We start from the raw sequence: 19,916 nt of genomic DNA, 5'->3' as shown, positions 1-19,916 counted from the left end.
AAACGTGCGGCCTGCCTCGGGCCGCAACTTTGCGCTTAAACAGATGCCCTGCCGGTCAGGCAGCAGGCCGAAAAAACCGGTGGCTATGGTCTTTCAACCATAGCCACCGGTCAGTGGTTTATGCGGCTGCTAGCCCTTGAAACGCGGGAACGCGCTGCGGCCGGCGTAGCGTGCGGCGTCGTCGAGTTCCTCTTCGATGCGCAGCAGCTGGTTGTACTTGGCAACGCGCTCGGAGCGGGCCGGGGCACCGGTCTTGATCTGTCCGGCGTTGGTGGCAACCGAGATGTCAGCAATGGTGGTGTCCTCAGTTTCGCCGGAGCGGTGCGAGGTGATGGTGGTGTAACCGGCGCGCTGGGCCAGGGAAACGGCGTCGAGCGTCTCGGTCAGCGAGCCGATCTGGTTCACCTTGACCAGCAGGGAGTTCGCGGTCTGGGTGTCAATGCCGCGCTGCAGGATTGAGGGGTTGGTGACGAACAGGTCATCGCCAACCAACTGGACCTTGTCGCCGATGGTGTCGGTGAGGGTCTTCCAACCGTCCCAGTCATTCTCGTCCAGCGGGTCTTCAATGGAGACCAGCGGGTAGTCGGCCACGAGCTCGGCGTAGTAGGCGCTCATCTCGGTGGCAGACAGTGCCTTGCCCTCGAACTGGTAAGCGCCGTCCTTGAAGAACTCGGAGGATGCGACGTCCAAGGCCAGGGCGATGTCCTTGCCCGGGGTGTAGCCGGCGTTCTTGATGGCCTCCTGGATCAGGTCCAGCGCGGCGCGGTTGGAGGGCAGGTTCGGCGCGAAGCCGCCCTCGTCACCCAGGCCGGTGGACAGGCCCTTGGCCTGCAGGACGGACTTGAGGTTGTGGTAAACCTCAACGCCCCAACGCAGGCCCTCGGAGAAGGTCTCCGCCCCGATCGGAACGATCATGAACTCCTGGATGTCGACGTCGGAGTCGGCGTGGGAGCCACCGTTGAGGATGTTCATCAGCGGCACGGGAAGGACGTGGGCGTTGGGGCCGCCGAGGTACTTGTACAGCGGCAGGTCGGCGGAAGCGGCGGCAGCGTTGGCCACGGCGAGGGAAACACCCAGGATGGCGTTGGCGCCGAGCTTGCCCTTGTTGGGGGTGCCGTCCAGGTCAATCATGGCCTGGTCGATGCTGCGCTGGTCCGTGGCGTCGAAGCCGATCAGGACCGGGGCGATCTGGTCGATGACCGCGTCCACTGCCTTCTGGACACCCTTGCCGAGGTAACGGCCCTTGTCCCCGTCACGGAGCTCAACGGCTTCGTGCTCGCCGGTGGAGGCACCGGACGGAACAGCTGCGCGGCCGATCTGGCCGTCGGAGAGCAGGACTTCAACTTCTACGGTCGGGTTGCCGCGGGAATCGAGGATCTCGCGGGCGTGAATGGCATCGATAAGCGCCATGGATGTGCTCCTTGTGGGCGATTTTTGGTGGATCTGACAGCTGAAAAATAGCGGAAACTTCGGGACGTCATCGTCAGGAACCAGCGTAGTCGAGAGTGGCGGACGTTACGGAACCCTATCCGTCACCCGGACGTCATGATGGTGCCTCGAACCGCCGGCGAATAGCTCCGCGCAGGGCCCGTTCGGCGTCGAACCCCTGGGACTGTGCCGAGCCAACGGCGGCGAGCAGCAGGTCCCCGAGCTCGGCTTCGGAAGTGAGGGTTCGGACAAGCTCAACCACCGGGGGCTGGGTTTCGAGAGGCTCAACCACCCGGCGTGCGCGTTCGGCACGGTCGAGGAATTTTTGCGCCTTGGCCAGTGCGGGCAGGGAATCAGGGATCCCGTCAAACGGACCCCGCCGTTCCGGCCGCTCGGCACTCTTGACCGCATCCCATTTCCGGACAATCTCCTCCACCGTGGCCGGGAAACTGTCCTGCAGAGTGCCGTCAGGCCTGAACACGTGCGGGTTGCGGCGGACCATCTTGGCACTCAGCCCGCGCGCTACGTCGTCGAACGTAAACGAGCCCCGCTCGTCGGCGAGCCGGGCGTGCAGCACCACTTGGAGGAGCACATCGCCCAGCTCGCCCCGGAGTTCGGCGTCGTCGGCACCGGTCTCGATGGTTTCGGCGACCTCGTAGGCTTCCTCCAGGAGATACTCCACCAGCGAGGCATGCGTCAGGGCAGCCATCCAGGGGCAATGTTCCCGCAGCCGGGCAATTATCCCAAGCAGCTCGGCCAGCTCGCCAGCTCGCCCGGGGACCCCTGCTGCCGTAGGCCCATCGAGCCGCTCATTGGGGGTTTGGTCAGCCAAGGTTAGCGTAGGTGTCGTTGATGTACTCCACCAGCGCTTCCTTCTCCTCCAACGGCAGGAATGATGCCTCCGCTGCATTCAGCGTGAGCTCCAGCAGGTCATCAAGGTCGTAGTCGAACGTTTCGACCAGCAGCTCGAACTCGTCCGTCAGGGTCACACCGCTCATCAGCCGGTTGTCCGTGTTGATGGTGACGTTGAAGCCCAGCTGGTAGAGCATGTCCAGCGGGTGGCTTTGGATGCCCTCGCCGAACCCGGCGATCGCGCCGGTCTGGAGGTTGGACGAGGGGCAGATCTCCAACGCGATGCCGCGGTCGCGGATCCAGCTGGAGAGATCGCCCAGGGTGACCAGGCCGATGCTGTCGTCCCCGTCTTCGGTGCCTTCGCTGTTGTCGTCGTCATCGTCGAACTCCACCAGGATGTCCTCAGCGATCCGGACGCCGTGGCCCAGGCGCAGCGCCCGGCCATCCACCAGGGCGGACTGGATGCTTTCCAGGCCGGCGGCTTCACCGGCATGCACGGTTGCCGGGAAGTTGTGCTGGGCCAGATAGGTGAAGGCGTCCTTGAAGCGGGACGGCAGGAAGCCGTCTTCGGCGCCGGCGATGTCAAAGCCCACAGCGCCCTTGTTGCGGTGGCGGACGGCCAACTCGGCAATCTCCTGGCCGCGGTCGGCGTGGCGCATGGCGGTGATCAGCTGGCCTACCTGAATTTCGCGGCCGCCTTCGGCCACGGCCTCGACGCCGGCGTCGAGGCCTTCCTGCACGGCCTCGACGGCTTCGTCAAGGGAGAGGCCCTTCTGCAGGTGCTGCTCCGGTGCCCAGCGCACTTCGCCGTACACCACGCCGTCGTCCGCGAGGTCCTCCACGAATTCCTTGGCGACCCGGAACAGGCCTTCCTTGGTCTGCATGACGGCAACGGTGTGGTCGAAGGTCTCCAGGTAGCGGACCAGCGACCCGGAGTCGGCCGATTCGCGGAACCATTGGCCCAGGGCCACAGGATCGGTGGAAGGGAGCGTGTGGCCAACGGCCTCGGCCAGTTCGATGATGGTCGACGGGCGGAGACCACCGTCCAGGTGGTCGTGAAGCGAAACCTTCGGCAGGCTCTTCAGGTCGAAATCGATGGCAGGGGCAGCGTCAACAATAGGCTCAGTCACGTTCCAACCTTAGGGTCGGCAGGCAGCTTATGCCAGCCGCTACTTTCCGTGCTCCTCCGCAGGGGCGGGTGCCAGCGGGGGGGAAGCTGCCGTGTGGATGGGCAGCGCGCCCTCCGCGCCGCCGTCGAGCCATTCGTCCACAACCTCGCCGTCCCTGCGGGCCAGGTGCTTGTGCCACCACCGCAGGATGTGGTCGAGCAGGATGCCCAGTACCATTGCGACGACCACGGCGATGCCCGCGCTCAGCAGCGGGTTGTGGTGGAGCCAGGGGAAGGAACTGGCCAGCGCGCCGATGCCAATGGAGTACCCAACCCAGGTGAGGCAGGCGAAAGCGTCCAGCAGGAAGAAACGGCGGTGCGCAAAACCTGTGCTGCCGGCCACGTAGTTGACCGCCACCCGGCCCCATGGGATGTAACGCGCGGTGAAAATCAGGACGGCGCCACGCTTTTCGAGTTCATACCGCGCCCAGCCGAAAGCCTTCTGGACCTTGGGCCGGCGCATCCATTTCCACCGCTCAAGGCCGATCTTCCGGCCCAGCATAAAGGCCATGTTGTCACCGGCGATGGCACCGATGAGGGCCGTCGCAGCCAGGATCCAAAGGTTGGGTTCACCGCTGTGCCGGGAAAACGCTGCGAGCGCGACGATAAGGGTTTCGCTGGGGACCACCATGGCGAAGCCGTCAATGAAGAAAAACAGGAGCAGGACGGGGTAGATCCACCATTGGCCCGCTGCATGGAGCACGGCCTCATTAATAAACTCCACGCGGGTGTTGCTCCTAGACGAAATGCTGCAGCCGGAAGTGACGTTAATCGCCCTTCAGTGTCCCATGGCCGGGAGACCGTCCGCTACGCCCGTGGACCTGAATCCTTAGGCGCCGGGTCCTTCAGCCGCTCGACCACCGGAACCTTCCCCCGGATGCGGTTGATGACCAGGTCCACGAGGATACCCAGGCCCACCGCGCAGACGATGGCAATGACCGCGCCGAGTAGATGGTTGTTTTCAAACCACTGCCCAAAGAACAGGCCGATGCCTACTGAGTACGCGGCCCAGAGGGCGGCGGAGAGCACCGTCATGCCAACGAAGCGGAGGTGCGGATAGTGAGTCACACCAGCGGTGAGGTTCACGGCAACTCTGCCGATGGGGATGAAGCGCGCCACGAGGATCAGCGATGCCGGACGCTTCCTCAGTTCCTGCCCGGCCCAACGGAACGCCCTCTGCATGCGGGGCCCCCGCATCCAGTTCCAGCGGGTGGTCCCCACCCGGCGTCCGATGAGGTACGCAATGTTGTCCCCTGTAAGCGCTCCCAGACCCGCGACGGCCATCAGCAACCATGGATTGGGAACGTCCGCAGTGGCGGCCACTGCGGCCAGGCCAACCACCACGGATTCGCTGGGGATCGGCGGGAAAAACCCGTCAATGAGGCAGCAGGCCCATACCAGGAGCAGCACCCACGGCTGCCCGGCGGCAGCGAGGATGAAATCATTGATGGCCTGCATTCTCCCTATGCTATTCGGTCAATGATGAGCTGCTGTGCCGGGCGTGCCCCTTCCGGCGCAATCGTCACCGCGTGCTCCAGTGATTCCTTGGCGCGGGCGAATTTCTCCGGGGTGTCCGTGAGTAATGTCATCAGCGGTTCACCGGCGCGGACCACAGCGCCAGGCTTCGCGTGCAGGCGGATGCCGGCACCCGCCTGCACGGCGTCTTCCTTGCGGGCGCGGCCTGCCCCAAGGCGCCACGCGGCGACGCCGACGGCCAGGGCATCAAGCTCCACTAGGACACCGTCGGCCGGCGCGAGGATGACTGCGGATTCCTTGGCCACCGGAAGCTTGGCCCGCGGATCGCCGCCCTGCGCCTCAATCATCCGGTTCCACACGTCCATGGCCCGGCCATCCTGCAGCGCGGCGCGGGGATCGGCGTCGTGGACGCCGGCGCACGCCAGCATCTCTTCGGCCAGCCGGACCGTCAACTCCACCACATCTTCCGGGCCGCCGCCGGCCAGGACCTCCAGGGACTCCTCCACCTCGATCGCGTTTCCCGCCGTCAGGCCCAGCGGCGTGCTCATGTTGGTCAGCAGCGCCACGGTATTGACTCCCGCGTCCTTGCCCAGCGCCACCATGGTTTCCGCCAGTTCGCGTGCCCGGGCCTCGTCCTTCATGAACGCTCCGCTGCCAACCTTAACGTCGAGAACCAGCGAGCCCGTGCCCTCCGCAATTTTCTTGCTCATGATCGAGGAGGCGATGAGCGGTATTGCCTCCACGGTGCCGGTGACGTCGCGCAGGGCGTAAAGCTTTTTGTCGGCCGGTGCCAGTCCGGCCCCGGCAGCGCAGATCACCGCCCCGACGCCCTGAAGCTGCGCCATCATTTCGTCATTACTCAGGTCCGCACGCCAGCCCGGAATCGACTCCAGCTTGTCCAGGGTGCCGCCGGTGTGGCCAAGTCCGCGGCCCGACAGTTGCGGCACCGCCACGCCGAACACCGCCACCAAGGGCGCTAGCGGAAGGGTGATTTTGTCCCCCACTCCCCCGGTGGAATGCTTGTCGCTGGTAGCCTTCACGCCGCCGTCGGGACGCCGAAGGCCGCTGAAGTCCATCCGCTCCCCCGAAGCGATCATGGCTGCGGTCCAGCGGGAAATCTCCGCCCGGTCCATGCCGTTGAGCAGGATGGCCATGTTCAGCGCGGCCATCTGCTCCTCCGCAATGGCGCCGCGGGTATAAGCGTCTATGGTCCAGTCGATCTGCTCCGGGCTGAGGACTCCACGGTCCCGCTTGGTACGGATGATGTCGACGGCGTCGAACGCTTCAGTTGCCTGTGTCACCGGAGTCCTCCAGATGTTGGGGACCAAATGCGTCGGGCAGCACCTGGTCCATCGTTTTGATCCCTTGGGTGGTCATGAGCTCCATGTCCGGAGCCCGGAACTCGTACAGCAGTTGCCGGCAGCGGCCACAGGGCATCAGGATATTGCCGGCAGAATCCACGCAGTAGAACGCCCGCAGCAGCCCGCCGCCGGTCATGTGCAGGTTCCCCACCAGGGCGCATTCGGCACAGAGGGTCAGCCCGTAGCTGGCATTTTCCACATTGCAGCCGCTGACCAGCCGGCCATCGACGGTGAGGGCAGCAGCCCCCACCGGGAACTTCGAATACGGGACATAGGCCTTCTTCATGGCCTCGACGGCGGCAGCCTCCAGGGCCCGCCAGTTAACACCGTTTTCTACCACCGCCGTCAACCCTTGACGTACGGTATGCCGCTGGCAGCGGGTGGCCGGGACTTGCCCACGAGCCCCGCGACGGCGAGCACCGTCACCAGGTACGGCAGCAGGGCCATGAACTGGCTCGGCACCGGGGTTCCGATGATGGTCACGATGCTCTGGAGGTTGTCCGCGAAGCCGAACAGCAGGGCCGCAAAGAACGCCCCGGTGGGGTTCCACCGGCCGAAGATCAGGGCGGCCAGGGCGATGAAGCCTCGGCCGCCGGAAATCTCCTTGGTGAAGCTGTCAATGGCCACGAGGGTGAAGAACGATCCGCCGATGCCGGCGATGGCGCCGCCCTGGGTGACATTCCAGAAGCGGGTGGCGTTGACCTTGATGCCCATGGTGTCGGCAGCTTGGGGGTGCTCACCCACGGCACGCACGCGCAGGCCCCATTTCGTCTTGAACAGCCCCACCCACACCACGATGACGGCGACATACATCAAATAACCCACCACCGACTGCTTGAACAGGATGGGGCCCAGGATCGGAATTCCGGAGAGGACAGGAATCTCAACGATGCCCAGGCCGGGCGGCGAGTTGAACTTGGCCTTGTTTTCCTGCATGAGGGTGCTGAACAGGAAGCCGGTCACGCCGGATACCAGGACGTTGAGCACCACACCGACGATGATCTGGTTGACCAGGTATTTGATACTGAACACGGCCAGGACCATGGAAACCGCGGCGCCGGCCACCGCTGCCGCGAGCAGGCCGACGAATGGATTCTGGGTGATGCTGGCCACGATGGCGGCGGTGAAGGCGCCCCCATGGAGTTGGCCTTCGATGGCGATGTTGACCACCCCGACGCGTTCGCACAGCACCCCGGACAGCGAGCCGAACACCAGGGGTACGGCCAGCGTGACCGAACCGGCGATGAGGCCGGCCAGCGAAATGCTCGGCGTCCTGGCTCCGCCAACCACCCAAGTCAGGAAGGCGGCCACAAACAGTACGGTGAAGGTGATGGTCAGCCAGGCTGGGGTTGGCCGGTTCCTGGTCTTCAGGTACACGGAATAAGCCGCCATGCCAAGCATCAGGACCGAGAGGACCATGCCGCCGACCATTGCGGGTACCTCCAACGCAGGAAGCTGGAAGAAGTCCTCGCCGGTGGAAATTCAAAACTTGGCCGTCTGGGAGCCGCCCATAAGACCAAAGAAAATGAAGGCAACGATTCCCAGCGCAGGGTGGCGCTACGACTCGAATTCAATGAGTGTCCGTTTCTACGCTGAAATTCTGTTTTCACTGAGGGCTTCGCAGCACTGCGCCGGAGCGCACTGATACACCAACATTAGTGGCATACAGCACATCGGCTACCACATCCCCTTCGGATCCCGATGATTGCTGAGAATTTGTTACCAACGAGTAGGTGATGGGCCGCGCGTCTAGAGGCGCACCAGCATCTTGCCGGTGTTCGCGCCGTCGAGCAGGTCCATGAAGGCCTGGGGTGCATTCTCGAGCCCGTCCACCACCGTCTCGTCATACCGGACCGAACCATCCGCAAGCCAGGCCGACATCTTCTCGAAAAATTCCGCACGGTGCTGGCGCTGTCCTCCCACCAGGAAGCCGCGGAGGGTGAGCTGCTTGCCGATGGCGAGCGCGAGGTTACGCGGAGCCGGCGTGGCATCGGTCGAGTTGTACTGTGCGATGGCCCCGCACATCGCCACGTGGCCGCCAATGTTGAGCTCAGCCAGGGCCGCTTCCAGGTGGTCGCCACCCACGTTGTCGAAGTAAACGTCAATCCCCTTGCCGACGGTCGCCGCCTTGAGCTGGTCACGGACTGGTGCGTCGCGGTAATTAAAGGCGGCGTCAAAGCCCAGCTCGAGGAGCCGCGCCACTTTTCCGGGTGTTCCGGCGCTGCCGATTACGCGTGAAGCGCCCATGGCTTTGGCAATCTGGCCCACCAGGGAACCCACGGCGCCGGCGGCGGCTGAAACGAACACAACATCACCGGGCTTAAATTCGGCGACCTTGAGCAGTCCGGAATAGGCCGTCAGGCCGGTCATGCCCAGCGCGCCCAGGAACGCCGACGCCGGGGCGAGGTCTGTGCGGGCAACAGAGGTTGCGTTGGCATCCAGCACCGCATGTTCCCGCCAGCCCAGCTGATGGACGACGACGTCCCCCACCTTCCGCCCTTCGGCCCTGGACGCGATCACCTCACCAACGGCGCCGCCGTCGAGCGCTGCATCCAGAGCGAAGGGCGCTGAGTAGGACTTGACGTCATTCATGCGTCCGCGCATGTAGGGGTCAACTGAGATATAGAGGTTGCGGACCAGGATCTGACCGTCCCGAAGCTCCGGCAGGGGCGACTCGGCCAGGCGGAAGTTTTCGGGGACAGGACGCCCTGCCGGACGTGAAACCAGCTGGATTTCCCGGGTGAAGGCAGGCAGTGCGGTGGTTGCGCTCATGCGGCAAACTCCATGATCTTGATGTCAACGGTGATGTTCCCGCGGGTGGCGTTGGAGTAGGGGCAGATCTGGTGCGCTTTGGCCACCAGGGACTCGGCCGTGGCGAGATCCAGGGCCGGAACTGCGATCTCCAGCTCAGCGGCGAGGCCATAGCCCACGCCTTCGTCCATGGCGCCAAAGTGGATTTTGGCTGCAACGGCAGAGTCCGTCAGGTCTGCGCGCTCCTTGCGCCCCACAAGGCGGAGCGCCGAATGGAAGCAGGCCGCGTAGCCGGCGGCGAAAAGCTGCTCCGGGTTGGTGCCCTGGCCGTCGCCGCCCAGCTCAACGGGGCTGGCCAGGCTGACAGCCAGCTTCCCGTCGTTGGTGCGTGCGTTGCCGTCGCGGCCTTCGCCGGAAGCCAGTGCCTCGGCAGTATAGAGAGTCTTCATGTGTGGTCCGTCCTGTTGGATGTGGATACCGGAAAATCTTGGGGGCTCAGTGCGAGCGGTGAAGGGCTTGGGTGAGCCGTTCCAGGGTGGCACGAAGCTGTTCGAGCTCATCGGGGGACAGCCCGGCAGCGTCCGCGAGGTGCCGGGGAATTCCGCTTGCCTTGGCGCTTAGGGCGCGTCCGCCCGGCGTCAGGTGGACAGCAACACGGCGCTCGTCTTCCCCGGACCGGCGGCGCTCGAGGAATCCCATGGCTTCCAGGCGCTTGAGCAACGGCGACAGCGTGCCGGAGTCCAGGCCCAGCTCCTCGCCAAGCTCCTTGACTCCCTTCGGCTCCGACTCCCACAGGACCAGCATCACCAGGTACTGCGGGTACGTCAGGCCGAGGTCTTCGAGCACGGGGCGGTAGACCGCTGTTGCAGCGCGGGAGGCGGAATACAGGGCAAAACACACCTGGCGGTCAAGACGGGGAGCTTCAGTCACAGCTTTCACAGTAGCGCACAATTCAATTGTGCACAACTTAAGTGGGCCTAGATCGGCGCTGTTAAACCCAATGGACACCCGAGGCTCCAGGAGGAGTCCTCAGGTGTCCATTCAGGCCCTGCAGAATGCAGCTGGTCAGAGGTCCCGGATGGTCCGGAGGGCTGCTGCGGTCAGGACCTGGATACCAAGGCCCAGGGCGCGCTCGTCCAGGATGTAGTCACCACGGTGCAGGTCGTATTCTTCGCCGCCAGGGGTTTTGGTACCAAGCCGCATCATGGCTCCGGGACGTTCCGCCAGGAACCAGGCGAAGTCCTCACCGCCCATGGACTGCGGCGTGAGCGTGACCGCGCTCTCACCGATCTCGGCCCGGGCCGCGGCTTCGATCAGCGCTGTCTCGTGTTCGGAGTTGACCACCGGCGGCACTCCCCTGGTGTGTTCCAGGTGCACGTCCACGCCATACGGCGCGGCCACCTGCTGCACCACCTCATCCAGCAGTTCGCCGGCGTCGTGCCAGGCGTCCCGGTCCAGGCACCGCATGGTGCCGGCCATGTAACCGGTACCGGGGATGGCGTTGGGGGCGGAGCCGGCGCTGATCTGGCCCCACACCACGGACACCCCGCTCCGGACATCCACCCTGCGCGACAGCACGGCCGGAACGTTGACGGCGATCTGCGCCAGGGCGAACACCAGGTCCTCGGTGAGGTGCGGACGGGAGGTGTGGCCGCCACGGCCGCCTAGCTCGATTTTGATCGTGTCCGACGCGGACGTAATGGCGCCTATGCGCGTACCGATGCGTCCGACGTCGATCCTGGGGTCACAGTGCAGCGCAAAAATGCGCGGCACGCCTTCCAGTACGCCCTGTTCGATGCAGGAAAGCGCGCCGCCGGGCATGGTCTCCTCGGCGGGCTGGAAGATGATCCGGACCGTGCCGCCGAGCGGGGCGTCCTGGTGCATGGCCTGCAGGACCAGGGCGATCCCAAGCATGGTGGCGGTGTGGACGTCGTGGCCGCAGGCGTGCGTCACGCCATGGTTCCTCGAGGCAAACGGCAGCCCGGTTTCCTCGATGATCGGCAGGGCGTCAATGTCGCCGCGCAATGCCGTGGCGATCGGTCCTTCGCCAATGTCCACGGTCAGGCCGGTGCCCTCAAGCCGCCGCGGCGCCAGCCCGGCAGCTTCGAGGCGTTCCACGAGCTTGTCCGTCGTGCGGAATTCCTTGAAGGACAGCTCGGGATGTGCGTGAAGATCCCTGCGGAATTCGATCAGTTCCGGAAGGAGCGGCTCCAGCCACGGCCGCACTAATGCGGTGGGCTCGGCTTCAGTAGTGTAATTACGCACTCATTTACTCTAGCGATCGTCCACGGAATAGCGTCATCGGGGCGGGAGAGTTACAGCCCGCGCCGCGCACGTACTCTCCCGACCGGGGTCAAAGAACGTCAGTGTCACCACTGGCCTTGAGCGCATCAACCGCGCCTTTGACCCGCTGGGCGTGTTCCTTGGTGGTCACCAACAGGGCATCGCCCGTATCGACAATCACCACGTCCTTGATGCCGATCAGCGCAATCACGCGCTTTGTATCGGAAACCACCACACCGCTGGCATTTTCGGTGAAAACACGCGCACCCTCACCGATGACCGTGACGTCGTCGACTTCCCGCGCACTGTTGAGCCTGCCCACCGAAGCGAAATCCCCGACGTCGTCCCAACGGAAAGTGCCCGGCACAACGGCAACGTCGCCCGCGGCTGCGGCAGGTTCGGCCACGGCATAATCGATGGCGATCTTGGGCAGCGTTGGCCAGACGCGGGCCGTGACGGCATCACGTTCAGGAGTGTCCCAGGCCTGGGCGATCTCCTGCAGGCCCTTGAACAGCTCCGGCTGGTTGGCCTCAAGGTGCTTGAGCATCAGGGCCACCGGCGCCACGAACATGCCGGCATTCCAGACGTACTCGCCGCTGTCCACATACTGCTGGGCGACTTCCTCGTCCGGTTTCTCCACGAACTCCACCACGGCCTGTGCACTGGGGGCACCTTCAATGTGAAGTTCCTGGCCCGCCCGGATGTAGCCGAAGCCGGTGGACGGGTGGGTCGGCTTGATGCCGATGGTTACGATCTTGCCGGCCGCCGCCGTGTGGATGGCTTCGCGGACCGCTTCCTGGAACATGCTGTCCGGGCTGATCACTTGGTCGGCGGCGAAGGAACCCATGATGGTGTCCGGGTCCCGCTCGTGCAGGATGGCGGCAGCCAGGCCAATCGCGGCGCCGGAATCTTTAGGCTCGCTTTCCAGGACCAGATCGGAGTCCTGGATCTCAGGCAACTGCCGGCACACGGCAGCGCGGTGCGCAGTGCCGGTAACCACCAGCACGCGCCGGCCTGCGAGGGGCTCCAGGCGGTCGTAGGTGGCACGCAGCAAAGTGCTGCCGGACCCCGTGAGGTCGTGAAGGAACTTGGGAGCTGCTGCACGTGACAGGGGCCAGAGGCGGGTCCCCACTCCGCCTGCCGGAATCACCGCGATAAAGCGGTCAAGGGGTGAAGCCGGGCTTGTCACTTTGTCTGTACTCATCAGGGCCTACTTTAGCCGACAGGGCGCGGACTCCCGGTTGGGGGCGGCTCCGGACCCCTCCACGGCCGGCATCTTGTGGTCTTCGTCTCAATTAAAAGCAAAATCGGGGCATTGGGGGGTCACCAAGGAGTTCCTGAATTGAATAAGCTGTGAGCGAAGCCTAGATTTAGGATCGAGCTACGAGTGCTCTCGCAGCAGGCGTTCCCCCCGCGTGGATCTCATGCCAGCGCCGCTGTGTTGCAGGGAGGTTTATCAGTGCCGACAAAACCAGCTGGCACCTTGTACCGCGGCCGTGAAGGCATGTGGTCCTGGGTAGGACACCGAATTACCGGTGTAGTGATCTTTTTCTTCTTGTTGGTCCATGTCCTTGACACCTCATTGGTGCGTGTATCCCCAGAGGCCTACACGGCAGTCATCGGTGCCTACAAGAACCCCCTTATGGCCCTGGGTGAAACGGGCCTAGTTGCCGCGATTGTTTTCCATGCCTTTAACGGCCTGCGGATCATCGCGGTGGACTTCTGGAGGAAGGGCGCCAAGTACCAGCGCCAGATGCTGTGGACTGTCCTGGCCCTGTGGGTAGTTGTGATGGTCGGCTTCTCCATCCGCCACCTTTCCCTCGCTCTTGGAGGTCACTAAGCCATGACTGCAACGATTGAAAACCCACGCAGTGGGAAAAACAGCAGTGGGAAGATTTCACCCCAGTACCGCCGCACCGGCAGCAGCAGGGGCAACTTCGAGATGCTGGCGTGGCTGTTTATGCGCCTGTCCGGCATTGTGCTGGTAATCCTCATCTTCGGCCACCTCTTTGTGAACCTCATGGTGGGTGAGGGCATCCATGCCATCGACTTCGGTTTCGTGGCCGGCAAGTGGGCTGACCCGTTCTGGCAGATTTGGGACCTGGCCATGCTGTGGCTTGCAATGCTGCACGGCACCAACGGCGTCCGCACCATAATCAACGACTACGCCGAGAAGGATTCCGCCCGTCTCTGGCTCAAGATCGTGCTCTACGCGGCCACTACCGTCATCATCGTCCTGGGCACCATGGTGATCTTCACTTTCAACCCGTGCCCCATCGTTGACGGTGTCCAGCTGCCCGGCGGCTTCTGCCCCGCGTAGCCCACCTTTACACCGTTGAACACGGTGAGCCGCGGGCTGAGTTTTGCGGTGCAGGCAACGCCTGTCCTTTGTTTTATTGCGAATTTTGAGAGAAAGAGCGCCAAGTATGCAGGTCCATAAGTACGACGTCGTCATCGTCGGTGCCGGTGGCGCTGGCATGCGCGCCGCGATCGAGTCCGGTCAGCGCGCGCGCACAGCAGTACTGACCAAGCTCTACCCCACCCGCTCGCACACCGGTGCGGCGCAGGGTGGCATGTGTGCGGCCCTTGCCAACGTCGAGGAAGACAACTGGGAATGGCACACCTTCGACACCGTCAAGGGCGGCGACTACCTGGTTGACCAGGACGCAGCGGAGGTCATGGCGAAGGAAGCCATCGACGCCGTGCTGGACCTTGAGAAGATGGGCCTGCCGTTCAACCGCACGCCTGAAGGCCGTATTGACCAGCGCCGCTTCGGTGGCCACACCCGCGACCACGGCAAGGCACCGGTCCGCCGCGCCTGCTACGCCGCCGACCGCACCGGCCACATGATCCTGCAGACGCTCTACCAAAACTGCGTCAAGCACAACGTGGAGTTTTACAACGAGTACTACGTCCTGGACCTGCTGACGGTCGAGGAAGACGCCGTCCGCGAAGACGGTACGCCCTACAAGCAGAAGCGTGTTGCCGGTGTGGTCTCCTACGACCTCGCCTCCGGTGAACTGCACGTCTTCCAGGCCAAGTCCGTGGTGTTCGCTTCCGGCGGCGCAGGGAAGGTCTTCAAGACCACCTCCAACGCCCACACCCTCACCGGCGACGGCATGGGCATCGCGTTCCGCCGCGGCATCCCGCTGGAGGACATGGAGTTCTTCCAGTTCCACCCGACAGGCCTGGCCGGCCTGGGCATCCTGCTCTCCGAGGCAGCACGCGGTGAGGGCGCTATCCTGCGCAACTCCGAGGGGGAGCGCTTCATGGAGCGCTACGCCCCCACCATCAAGGACCTCGCACCCCGCGACATCGTGGCCCGCTCCATGGCCAACGAGGTCCGCGAAGGCCGCGGCTGTGGCCCGAACAAGGATTACGTCCTCCTGGACCTGACCCACCTGGAACCGGCGCACATCGACGCCAAACTGCCGGACATCACCGAATTCGCCCGCACCTACCTTGGCGTGGAGCCCTACACGGAGCCGGTGCCCGTATTCCCGACGGCGCACTATGCCATGGGCGGCATCCCCACCAACATCAGCGCCGAGGTCCTGCAGGACAACGACACCGTGATTCCGGGCCTCTACGCCGCCGGTGAGGTTGCCTGCGTGTCCGTCCACGGCTCCAACCGCCTGGGCACCAACTCGCTGCTGGACATCAACGTGTTCGGCAAGCGCGCCGGCATTGCAGCGGCCGAGTACTCCAAGACCGCCGACTTCGTGGACCTCCCCGAAGACCCGGAGGCCTACACCATCGACCTGCTGAACATTGCCCGCAACGGCAGCGGCAACGAGAAGGTGGCCCTCATCCGCAAGGATCTGCAGGACACCATGGACGCCAACATGCAGGTGTTCCGCACCGCCGACACGCTGAACCAGGTTCTGCGGGACATTGAGTCCTTCGACGCCCGGTACAAGAACATCAGCGTCCAGGACAAGGGCAAGCGCTTCAACCTTGACCTGCTCGAGGCCGTTGAACTCGGCTTCCTGCTGGAACTCGCCAAGGTCATGACCGTGGCGGCCCTGCACCGTGAGGAATCCCGCGGCGGACACTTCCGTGAGGACTTCCCGGACCGCAACGACGAGAAATTCATGAAGCACTCCATGGCGTACAAGGACGACCACGCCCCGGCCGACGGCACCGCGGGGACCGCGGAAACAACAGCCGGCATCCGTCTGGGCACCAAACCGGTTGTCTTTACCCGCTACGAGCCGATGGTGAGGAAGTACTAAGATGACCGCCGAACTTGCTGAGCCAGCCTCCAAGATCGAACTGCCCGCCGGCGTCGGAGGCGGCGGGGACATCCCATCGTTCGATGTCACCCTTCGCGTGCGCCGCTACAACCCCGAGGTGTCCGAGGACGCCACGTGGGATGACTTCAAAGTGACCATGTACGGCACTGACCGCGTGCTGGATGCCCTGCACAAGGTCAAGTGGGAGATCGACGGCAGCGTTTCCTTCCGCCGCTCCTGCGCCCACGGCGTCTGCGGATCCGATGCCATGCGCATCAACGGCCGCAACCGCCTTGCCTGCAAGACCCTGCTGAAGGACCTGGACACCACCAAACCCATCACGGTCGAACCGATCAAGGGCCTGCCGGTGGAGAAGGACCTGATCGTGGACATGGAGCCGTTCTTCCAGTCCTTCCGCGAAGTCATGCCGTTCCTGATCAACAAGGGCCACGAGCCCACCAAGGAGCGCCTGCAGTCCGTCGAGGACCGCGAGCGGTTCGACGACACCACCAAGTGCATCCTCTGCGCCGCGTGCACCTCGTCCTGCCCCGTGTTCTGGACCGACGGCCAGTACTTCGGACCGGCGGCAATCGTCAACGCACACCGCTTCATCTTCGATTCCCGTGATGACGCCGGCGACATGCGCCTGGAGATCCTGAACGACAAGGAAGGTGTGTGGCGCTGCCGCACCACCTTCAACTGCTCCGAGGCATGCCCCCGCGGCATCCAGGTGACCCAGGCAATTGCCGAGGTCAAGCAGGCAATCCTGTCCCGCAAGATCTGATTTCGCTCGCTATGAAGCAATGCGGGGTCACTTCCTGCCCATTCCACTCGTGGAATTGGGCAGGAAGTGACCCCGCATTGCGTTAAACGAAAGCAGCACCAGTGTCCCGTTCCGAAAAGGTCAGTTTTGAAGGCTCCACCGGCGAAGTACTCTCCGGCATCATTGATGTGCCGGAAGGTCCCGTGCGGGGCTGGGGTGTGTTTTCGCACGGCTTCACCCTGGGCAAGGACAGCCCCGCGGCGTCGCGGATGTGCAAGGCCCTGGCCGATACGGGGATCGGCATGCTGCGCTTCGACAACCTCGGGCTGGGCGAGTCGGCGGGCCATTGGTCCGAGGGCTCGTTCAGCCACAAGGTGGCGGACACCGTAAAAGCGGCCGAGTTTATGCGCGCCGAGGGCAAGGCGATTTCATTGCTGGTGGGGCACTCCTTCGGCGGCGCCGCCGTGCTGTCCGCGGCACGGCAGATCCCCGAGCTCGACGCCGTCGCTACCGTAGGTGCACCGTTCTCACCGAAGCACGTGGCGCACGTGTTCGACGCGGCGCTGGACAAGATCCTCAGCGAAGGCAGCGCCGAAGTGGATCTTGGCGGGAAACACGTGGAAATCAGGAAACACTTTGTGGAGGACCTGGAGAACGCGGACCTCACGGACTGCATCCGGCAGCTGCACAAGCCGCTGATGGTGCTGCACTCCCCCACGGACAACACGGTGGGCATCGAGAACGCCAGCTCAATCTTCCAGACGGCACGCCACCCGCGGAACTTCGTGTCCCTTGAAGGCAGCGACCACCTGCTGACCGGCAAGGGCCAGGCAACCCGCGCCGCCCGGATTATTTCTGCCTGGGCCGACCAATACCTCGACGCCGGGCGCTAGCCCCCGCGCCGCCGTCGCGCTCTACGGGCGTCTTGCCGGGCTGGATGTGCCGGGAGCCCGCCAGCGTCTTTTCGTGGCCGGCCGGGGCGCTCTTGAGGTCCTCTTCGCGGATGGCTGACCAGGCGGCTGAGACCAGGTAGACCTGGCTAAGCAGGTTGAACCAGATCAGCAGCCCGATGATGATAGCGAAGGGCGCCAGGATGGGGTTCCTGCCCGCGCCCGCGAGCAGTTCGGTACTAAACACCTGCAGGATCGTGGTGCCGACGGCCGCGAGGATGGTTCCCTCCAACAGGGGCCGCCGCGACAGCTTGAGCCCGCCAGCCAGACGGAACATCACCACGGCGGTCACCCAGCTCAGGACCAAGGGCACGCCGATCTTGATGAGGGTGGTGAGCGGCCCGGCGACGGCAGGGTCCAGCCGCAGGAAATCACTCACCCAGCCGGCCGCGGTGCCGAACACCAGGGACGCTCCAGCGCTGATGACCAGGGCCACGCCCAGAAGCAACAGGGTGCCGGCATCGCGCAGCTTCAGCAGGACGGGGTTACTCTTCAGCGGCGGGAGTACCATGACGCCGCGGAGGCCGTCGCGGAGGCCGGCGATCCAGCCCAGGGACGTAACGATTGTGACCACGGCCGCTATCACCGCCGTCCAGCCCAGGCCGTCCGGGTTCAGCAGGTCCTTGGGATCCACCAGTCCCGCACCGCCGTTCACTTTCAGCAGGCCCGGCGCGCTTTGCGCCACGCTGCTGATGATGGTGTCCAGCAGGGCAGGCTGGCCCCGCAGCGCCAGGCCGGCAATGGAAAACCCCGTAGCCAGCAGACCCGTGATGGAGAAGAACATTCTGAACCCCATGCCGGCACTCATGAGCGGGCCGTGCTGAAGGTTGTAGTGCTGCCACGCGCGCATGGGCCGGAAGGCGTTAAGCCGGGCGAGCAGCCACTGCACCATGGCCAGCAGACTGGCCACCGGGCCGCCGTCGGACCTTCTCGCCTTGCCCCAGTCCATCCGTTTCTGGACGACGGCAAGCTCCAGGCGCGCCCGCTCAGTGGGGAGCGGTGGCTCCGTTTGCGCCGGCATCCGCTGCTGTTTCGGTGCCACCGGTCCCGCCGTCGTCGTCAGTTTCAGTCCCAAAGTCCAACTCTTCCCGTAGCTGCCAAATGCCGTCAGCATCATGCTCGTAGAGTCCCATGCTAACCACAGGGAAGGTGGCTTTGTAGTTTTCGAGCACCGTTTCGGCCTCGTCGAGGCTCTCCGGGGCAACGTCGTGGGCGATGGTGACGTGGGGGTGGTAGGAGAACGGCAGCTCTCGTTCGAGCGGGCCGGCTTGGAGTTTCTCATGCAGGTCCACACACGCGTCGAAGCCCTCTTCGACGTTGATGTAGACCACCGGAGACACGGGCCGGAACGTGCCGGTGCCTGCAATGGTCACCGTAAACGGGGCCTGGCTGCGCGCCACCTCTTGGACGTGGGCGCGTGTGGCTTCCCAGTCATCTGTCGGGGTGGTGGTGACCAGCGTGATGTGGGCAGGTACCACCCCCGCCATCGGGTCCCCGAACGAAGCCCGCCACCGCTGCAGTTCCTCGGCGATGGCAGAAGGGAATCCCAGAATGACGCCGACGCTCACTCCTTCGCTGACAGTGCTGGCGGCAGGCATCGCGCTAGCGGACTCCGGCCAGGCTCAGCGACGGCAGGAAACCCAACCGCTCGTAGACCTGGCTGAGGGTCACCGAGGCAATTTCGCGGGCGCGCTCGGCACCCCGGGCCAGGAGCCGGTCGAGTTCGGCGGGGTCCGCCATTAGCTCGTTGGTGCGGTTCCGCAGCGGGGTGATGAAGTCCACCACTACCTCGGCAAGGTCCACCTTCAGGTGGCCGTACATCCTACCCTGGTATTCGGCCTCAAGGTCCGCCACCGATTTGCCCGTGAGGGAGGAGTAGATGGTCAGCAGGTTGGAGATGCCGGGCTTTTCGTCGCGATCAAAACGGATCTCGGTGCCGGCGTCGGTCATGGCCGACTTGATCCGCTTGGCCGCGAACTTGGGGTCTTCCAGAAGCTGGATGGAGCCGTTGGGGGATTCCCCGGTCTTCGACATTTTGGCGGTGGGGTTCTGCAGGTCGTAGATCTTGGCGCTGGCCTTGAGGATGGTGGCCTCCGGCACGGTGAACGTCTCGCCGAACCGGGTGTTGAACCGCTGCGCGAGGTTCCTGGTCAGTTCCAGGTGCTGGCGCTGGTCCTCCCCCACCGGCACAAGGTCCGTCTGGTAGAGCAGGATGTCGGCGGCCATGAGCGTCGGATAGGCGAAGAGGCCAAGCGTGGCGGCGTCCGCGCCGGCCTTCTGGCTCTTGTCTTTGAACTGCGTCATGCGGGAGGCCTCGCCAAACCCCGTGATGCAGTTCAGGGCCCATGCCAGTTGCGCGTGTTCCGGTACGTGGGACTGGACGAAGAAGATGCTCTTGTCTGGATCAATGCCGGCGGCGATGTACTGGGCGGCTACCACACGGGTGCGGTTGGTGAGCTCTGCCGGATCGAAGTCCACGGTGATGGCGTGCAGATCGGGGATGAAGAACACCGCATCGTAGGCGGACTGCATGTCCACCCAGTTGCGGACTGCCCCGATGTAGTTGCCCAGGTGCAGGGAATCGGCTGTGGGCTTGGCGCCGGACAGGACCCGTTTGCGGCCAAGTGAAGTTGAGCTGGTCATTCGTGG

20 protein-coding genes and 1 pseudogene are annotated in these 19,916 nt (G+C 64.3%); 5 read left to right on the top strand and 16 right to left on the bottom strand.

Annotated features, from left to right (window positions below; all coding sequences use genetic code 11):
- Positions 1–129 precede the first annotated feature (129 nt).
- The 13 genes and pseudogenes from eno to ABIB45_RS06450 all read right to left on the bottom strand — a co-directional run bounded on the left by eno (position 130) and on the right by ABIB45_RS06450 (position 12,523).
- On the bottom strand, positions 130–1,410 hold the full coding sequence (eno, locus tag ABIB45_RS06510) for a phosphopyruvate hydratase (RefSeq protein WP_354215097.1): 1,281 nt from the start codon (positions 1,408–1,410) through the stop codon (positions 130–132).
- A gap of 133 nt (positions 1,411–1,543) precedes the next feature.
- On the bottom strand, positions 1,544–2,137 hold the full coding sequence (locus tag ABIB45_RS06505; protein ID WP_354215345.1) for a MazG nucleotide pyrophosphohydrolase domain-containing protein: 594 nt from the start codon (positions 2,135–2,137) through the stop codon (positions 1,544–1,546).
- Between the two features lie 115 nt (positions 2,138–2,252).
- Positions 2,253–3,410 carry an adenosine deaminase gene (locus ABIB45_RS06500; protein WP_354215096.1) on the bottom strand — a complete coding sequence of 386 codons (1,158 nt, stop codon included), beginning with the start codon at positions 3,408–3,410 and terminating at the stop codon, positions 2,253–2,255.
- 39 nt (positions 3,411–3,449) lie between these two features.
- On the bottom strand, positions 3,450–4,172 hold the full coding sequence (locus ABIB45_RS06495) for a DedA family protein (RefSeq protein WP_354215095.1): 723 nt from the start codon (positions 4,170–4,172) through the stop codon (positions 3,450–3,452).
- An 83-nt stretch (positions 4,173–4,255) separates the two neighbouring features.
- A complete protein-coding gene (locus ABIB45_RS06490) occupies positions 4,256–4,906 on the bottom strand; it encodes a DedA family protein (protein WP_354215094.1) in 651 nt (216 codons plus the stop codon).
- Between the two features lie 5 nt (positions 4,907–4,911).
- Positions 4,912–6,225: a thymidine phosphorylase gene (locus ABIB45_RS06485; protein ID WP_354215093.1), complete on the bottom strand. Its 1,314-nt coding sequence runs from the start codon at positions 6,223–6,225 to the stop codon at positions 4,912–4,914.
- Positions 6,209–6,625 (bottom strand): cytidine deaminase, encoded by a 417-nt coding sequence (locus ABIB45_RS06480; protein WP_354215092.1) that lies wholly within the window; start codon positions 6,623–6,625, stop codon positions 6,209–6,211. The genes ABIB45_RS06485 and ABIB45_RS06480 overlap by 17 nt, the downstream gene beginning before the upstream one ends.
- 5 nt (positions 6,626–6,630) lie before the next feature.
- Positions 6,631–7,797, bottom strand: a pseudogene (locus tag ABIB45_RS06475) (ABC transporter permease).
- Between the two features lie 237 nt (positions 7,798–8,034).
- Positions 8,035–9,057: an NADP-dependent oxidoreductase gene (locus tag ABIB45_RS06470; RefSeq protein WP_354215091.1), complete on the bottom strand. Its 1,023-nt coding sequence runs from the start codon at positions 9,055–9,057 to the stop codon at positions 8,035–8,037.
- A complete protein-coding gene (locus ABIB45_RS06465; RefSeq protein WP_354215090.1) occupies positions 9,054–9,485 on the bottom strand; it encodes an organic hydroperoxide resistance protein in 432 nt (143 codons plus the stop codon). The genes ABIB45_RS06470 and ABIB45_RS06465 overlap by 4 nt, the downstream gene beginning before the upstream one ends.
- A 46-nt stretch (positions 9,486–9,531) precedes the next feature.
- Positions 9,532–9,966 carry a MarR family winged helix-turn-helix transcriptional regulator gene (locus ABIB45_RS06460; RefSeq protein WP_354215089.1) on the bottom strand — a complete coding sequence of 145 codons (435 nt, stop codon included), beginning with the start codon at positions 9,964–9,966 and terminating at the stop codon, positions 9,532–9,534.
- A gap of 135 nt (positions 9,967–10,101) precedes the next feature.
- Complete coding sequence (locus tag ABIB45_RS06455) at positions 10,102–11,301, bottom strand: amidohydrolase (protein WP_354215088.1); 1,200 nt, start codon at positions 11,299–11,301, stop codon at positions 10,102–10,104.
- A gap of 88 nt (positions 11,302–11,389) precedes the next feature.
- The gene (locus ABIB45_RS06450; protein ID WP_354215087.1) at positions 11,390–12,523 is read right to left on the bottom strand and encodes a mannose-1-phosphate guanylyltransferase; all 1,134 of its coding nucleotides are present in this window, start codon (positions 12,521–12,523) and stop codon (positions 11,390–11,392) included.
- A 255-nt stretch (positions 12,524–12,778) separates the two neighbouring features.
- Between ABIB45_RS06450 and sdhC the strand changes: the two genes are divergently transcribed.
- The 5 genes from sdhC to ABIB45_RS06425 all read left to right on the top strand — a co-directional run bounded on the left by sdhC (position 12,779) and on the right by ABIB45_RS06425 (position 17,210).
- A complete protein-coding gene (gene sdhC, locus ABIB45_RS06445; RefSeq protein WP_354215086.1) occupies positions 12,779–13,159 on the top strand; it encodes a succinate dehydrogenase, cytochrome b556 subunit in 381 nt (126 codons plus the stop codon).
- 3 nt (positions 13,160–13,162) lie between these two features.
- On the top strand, positions 13,163–13,639 hold the full coding sequence (locus ABIB45_RS06440) for a succinate dehydrogenase hydrophobic membrane anchor subunit (protein WP_354215085.1): 477 nt from the start codon (positions 13,163–13,165) through the stop codon (positions 13,637–13,639).
- Between the two features lie 106 nt (positions 13,640–13,745).
- Entirely contained in the window at positions 13,746–15,554 is a 1,809-nt protein-coding gene (gene sdhA / locus ABIB45_RS06435) for a succinate dehydrogenase flavoprotein subunit (RefSeq protein ID WP_354215084.1), read from the top strand.
- 1 nt (position 15,555) lies between these two features.
- Entirely contained in the window at positions 15,556–16,338 is a 783-nt protein-coding gene (locus ABIB45_RS06430; RefSeq protein ID WP_354215083.1) for a succinate dehydrogenase iron-sulfur subunit, read from the top strand.
- A gap of 101 nt (positions 16,339–16,439) precedes the next feature.
- The gene (locus ABIB45_RS06425; RefSeq protein ID WP_354215082.1) at positions 16,440–17,210 is read left to right on the top strand and encodes an alpha/beta hydrolase family protein; all 771 of its coding nucleotides are present in this window, start codon (positions 16,440–16,442) and stop codon (positions 17,208–17,210) included.
- Here ABIB45_RS06425 and ABIB45_RS06420 read toward each other — a convergent pair.
- From ABIB45_RS06420 to trpS, 3 genes are read right to left on the bottom strand one after another with little or no spacing between them, the layout of a single operon-like run.
- Positions 17,167–18,216, bottom strand: a complete 1,050-nt coding sequence (locus tag ABIB45_RS06420) for a YihY/virulence factor BrkB family protein (protein ID WP_354215344.1) — start codon at positions 18,214–18,216, stop codon at positions 17,167–17,169. The genes ABIB45_RS06425 and ABIB45_RS06420 overlap by 44 nt on opposite strands.
- 37 nt (positions 18,217–18,253) lie before the next feature.
- Positions 18,254–18,865: a 2'-5' RNA ligase family protein gene (locus ABIB45_RS06415; protein WP_354215081.1), complete on the bottom strand. Its 612-nt coding sequence runs from the start codon at positions 18,863–18,865 to the stop codon at positions 18,254–18,256.
- Positions 18,866–18,869: 4 nt separating this feature from the next.
- Positions 18,870–19,910, bottom strand: a complete 1,041-nt coding sequence (gene trpS, locus ABIB45_RS06410) for a tryptophan--tRNA ligase (RefSeq protein WP_354215080.1) — start codon at positions 19,908–19,910, stop codon at positions 18,870–18,872.
- Positions 19,911–19,916 lie beyond the last annotated feature (6 nt).

Source organism: Arthrobacter sp. UYCo732, assembly GCF_040547265.1.
Classification (GTDB): domain Bacteria; phylum Actinomycetota; class Actinomycetes; order Actinomycetales; family Micrococcaceae; genus Arthrobacter.
Note: the sequence above shows the minus strand (reverse complement) of the source record. Positions and strands in the feature narration are given on the sequence as shown.

Coding starts and splice junctions, on each gene's coding strand:
- eno (WP_354215097.1), bottom strand. CDS start 1,410: ATGGCGCTTATCGATGCCATTCACGCCCGCGAGATCCTCGATTCCCGC.
- ABIB45_RS06505 (WP_354215345.1), bottom strand. CDS start 2,137: ATGGCTGCCCTGACGCATGCCTCGCTGGTGGAGTATCTCCTGGAGGAA.
- ABIB45_RS06490 (WP_354215094.1), bottom strand. CDS start 4,906: ATGCAGGCCATCAATGATTTCATCCTCGCTGCCGCCGGGCAGCCGTGG.
- ABIB45_RS06470 (WP_354215091.1), bottom strand. CDS start 9,057: ATGAGCGCAACCACCGCACTGCCTGCCTTCACCCGGGAAATCCAGCTG.
- ABIB45_RS06465 (WP_354215090.1), bottom strand. CDS start 9,485: ATGAAGACTCTCTATACTGCCGAGGCACTGGCTTCCGGCGAAGGCCGC.
- ABIB45_RS06450 (WP_354215087.1), bottom strand. CDS start 12,523: ATGAGTACAGACAAAGTGACAAGCCCGGCTTCACCCCTTGACCGCTTT.
- ABIB45_RS06440 (WP_354215085.1), top strand. CDS start 13,163: ATGACTGCAACGATTGAAAACCCACGCAGTGGGAAAAACAGCAGTGGG.
- sdhA (WP_354215084.1), top strand. CDS start 13,746: ATGCAGGTCCATAAGTACGACGTCGTCATCGTCGGTGCCGGTGGCGCT.
- ABIB45_RS06430 (WP_354215083.1), top strand. CDS start 15,556: ATGACCGCCGAACTTGCTGAGCCAGCCTCCAAGATCGAACTGCCCGCC.
- ABIB45_RS06420 (WP_354215344.1), bottom strand. CDS start 18,216: ATGGACTGGGGCAAGGCGAGAAGGTCCGACGGCGGCCCGGTGGCCAGT.
- ABIB45_RS06415 (WP_354215081.1), bottom strand. CDS start 18,865: ATGCCTGCCGCCAGCACTGTCAGCGAAGGAGTGAGCGTCGGCGTCATT.
- trpS (WP_354215080.1), bottom strand. CDS start 19,910: ATGACCAGCTCAACTTCACTTGGCCGCAAACGGGTCCTGTCCGGCGCC.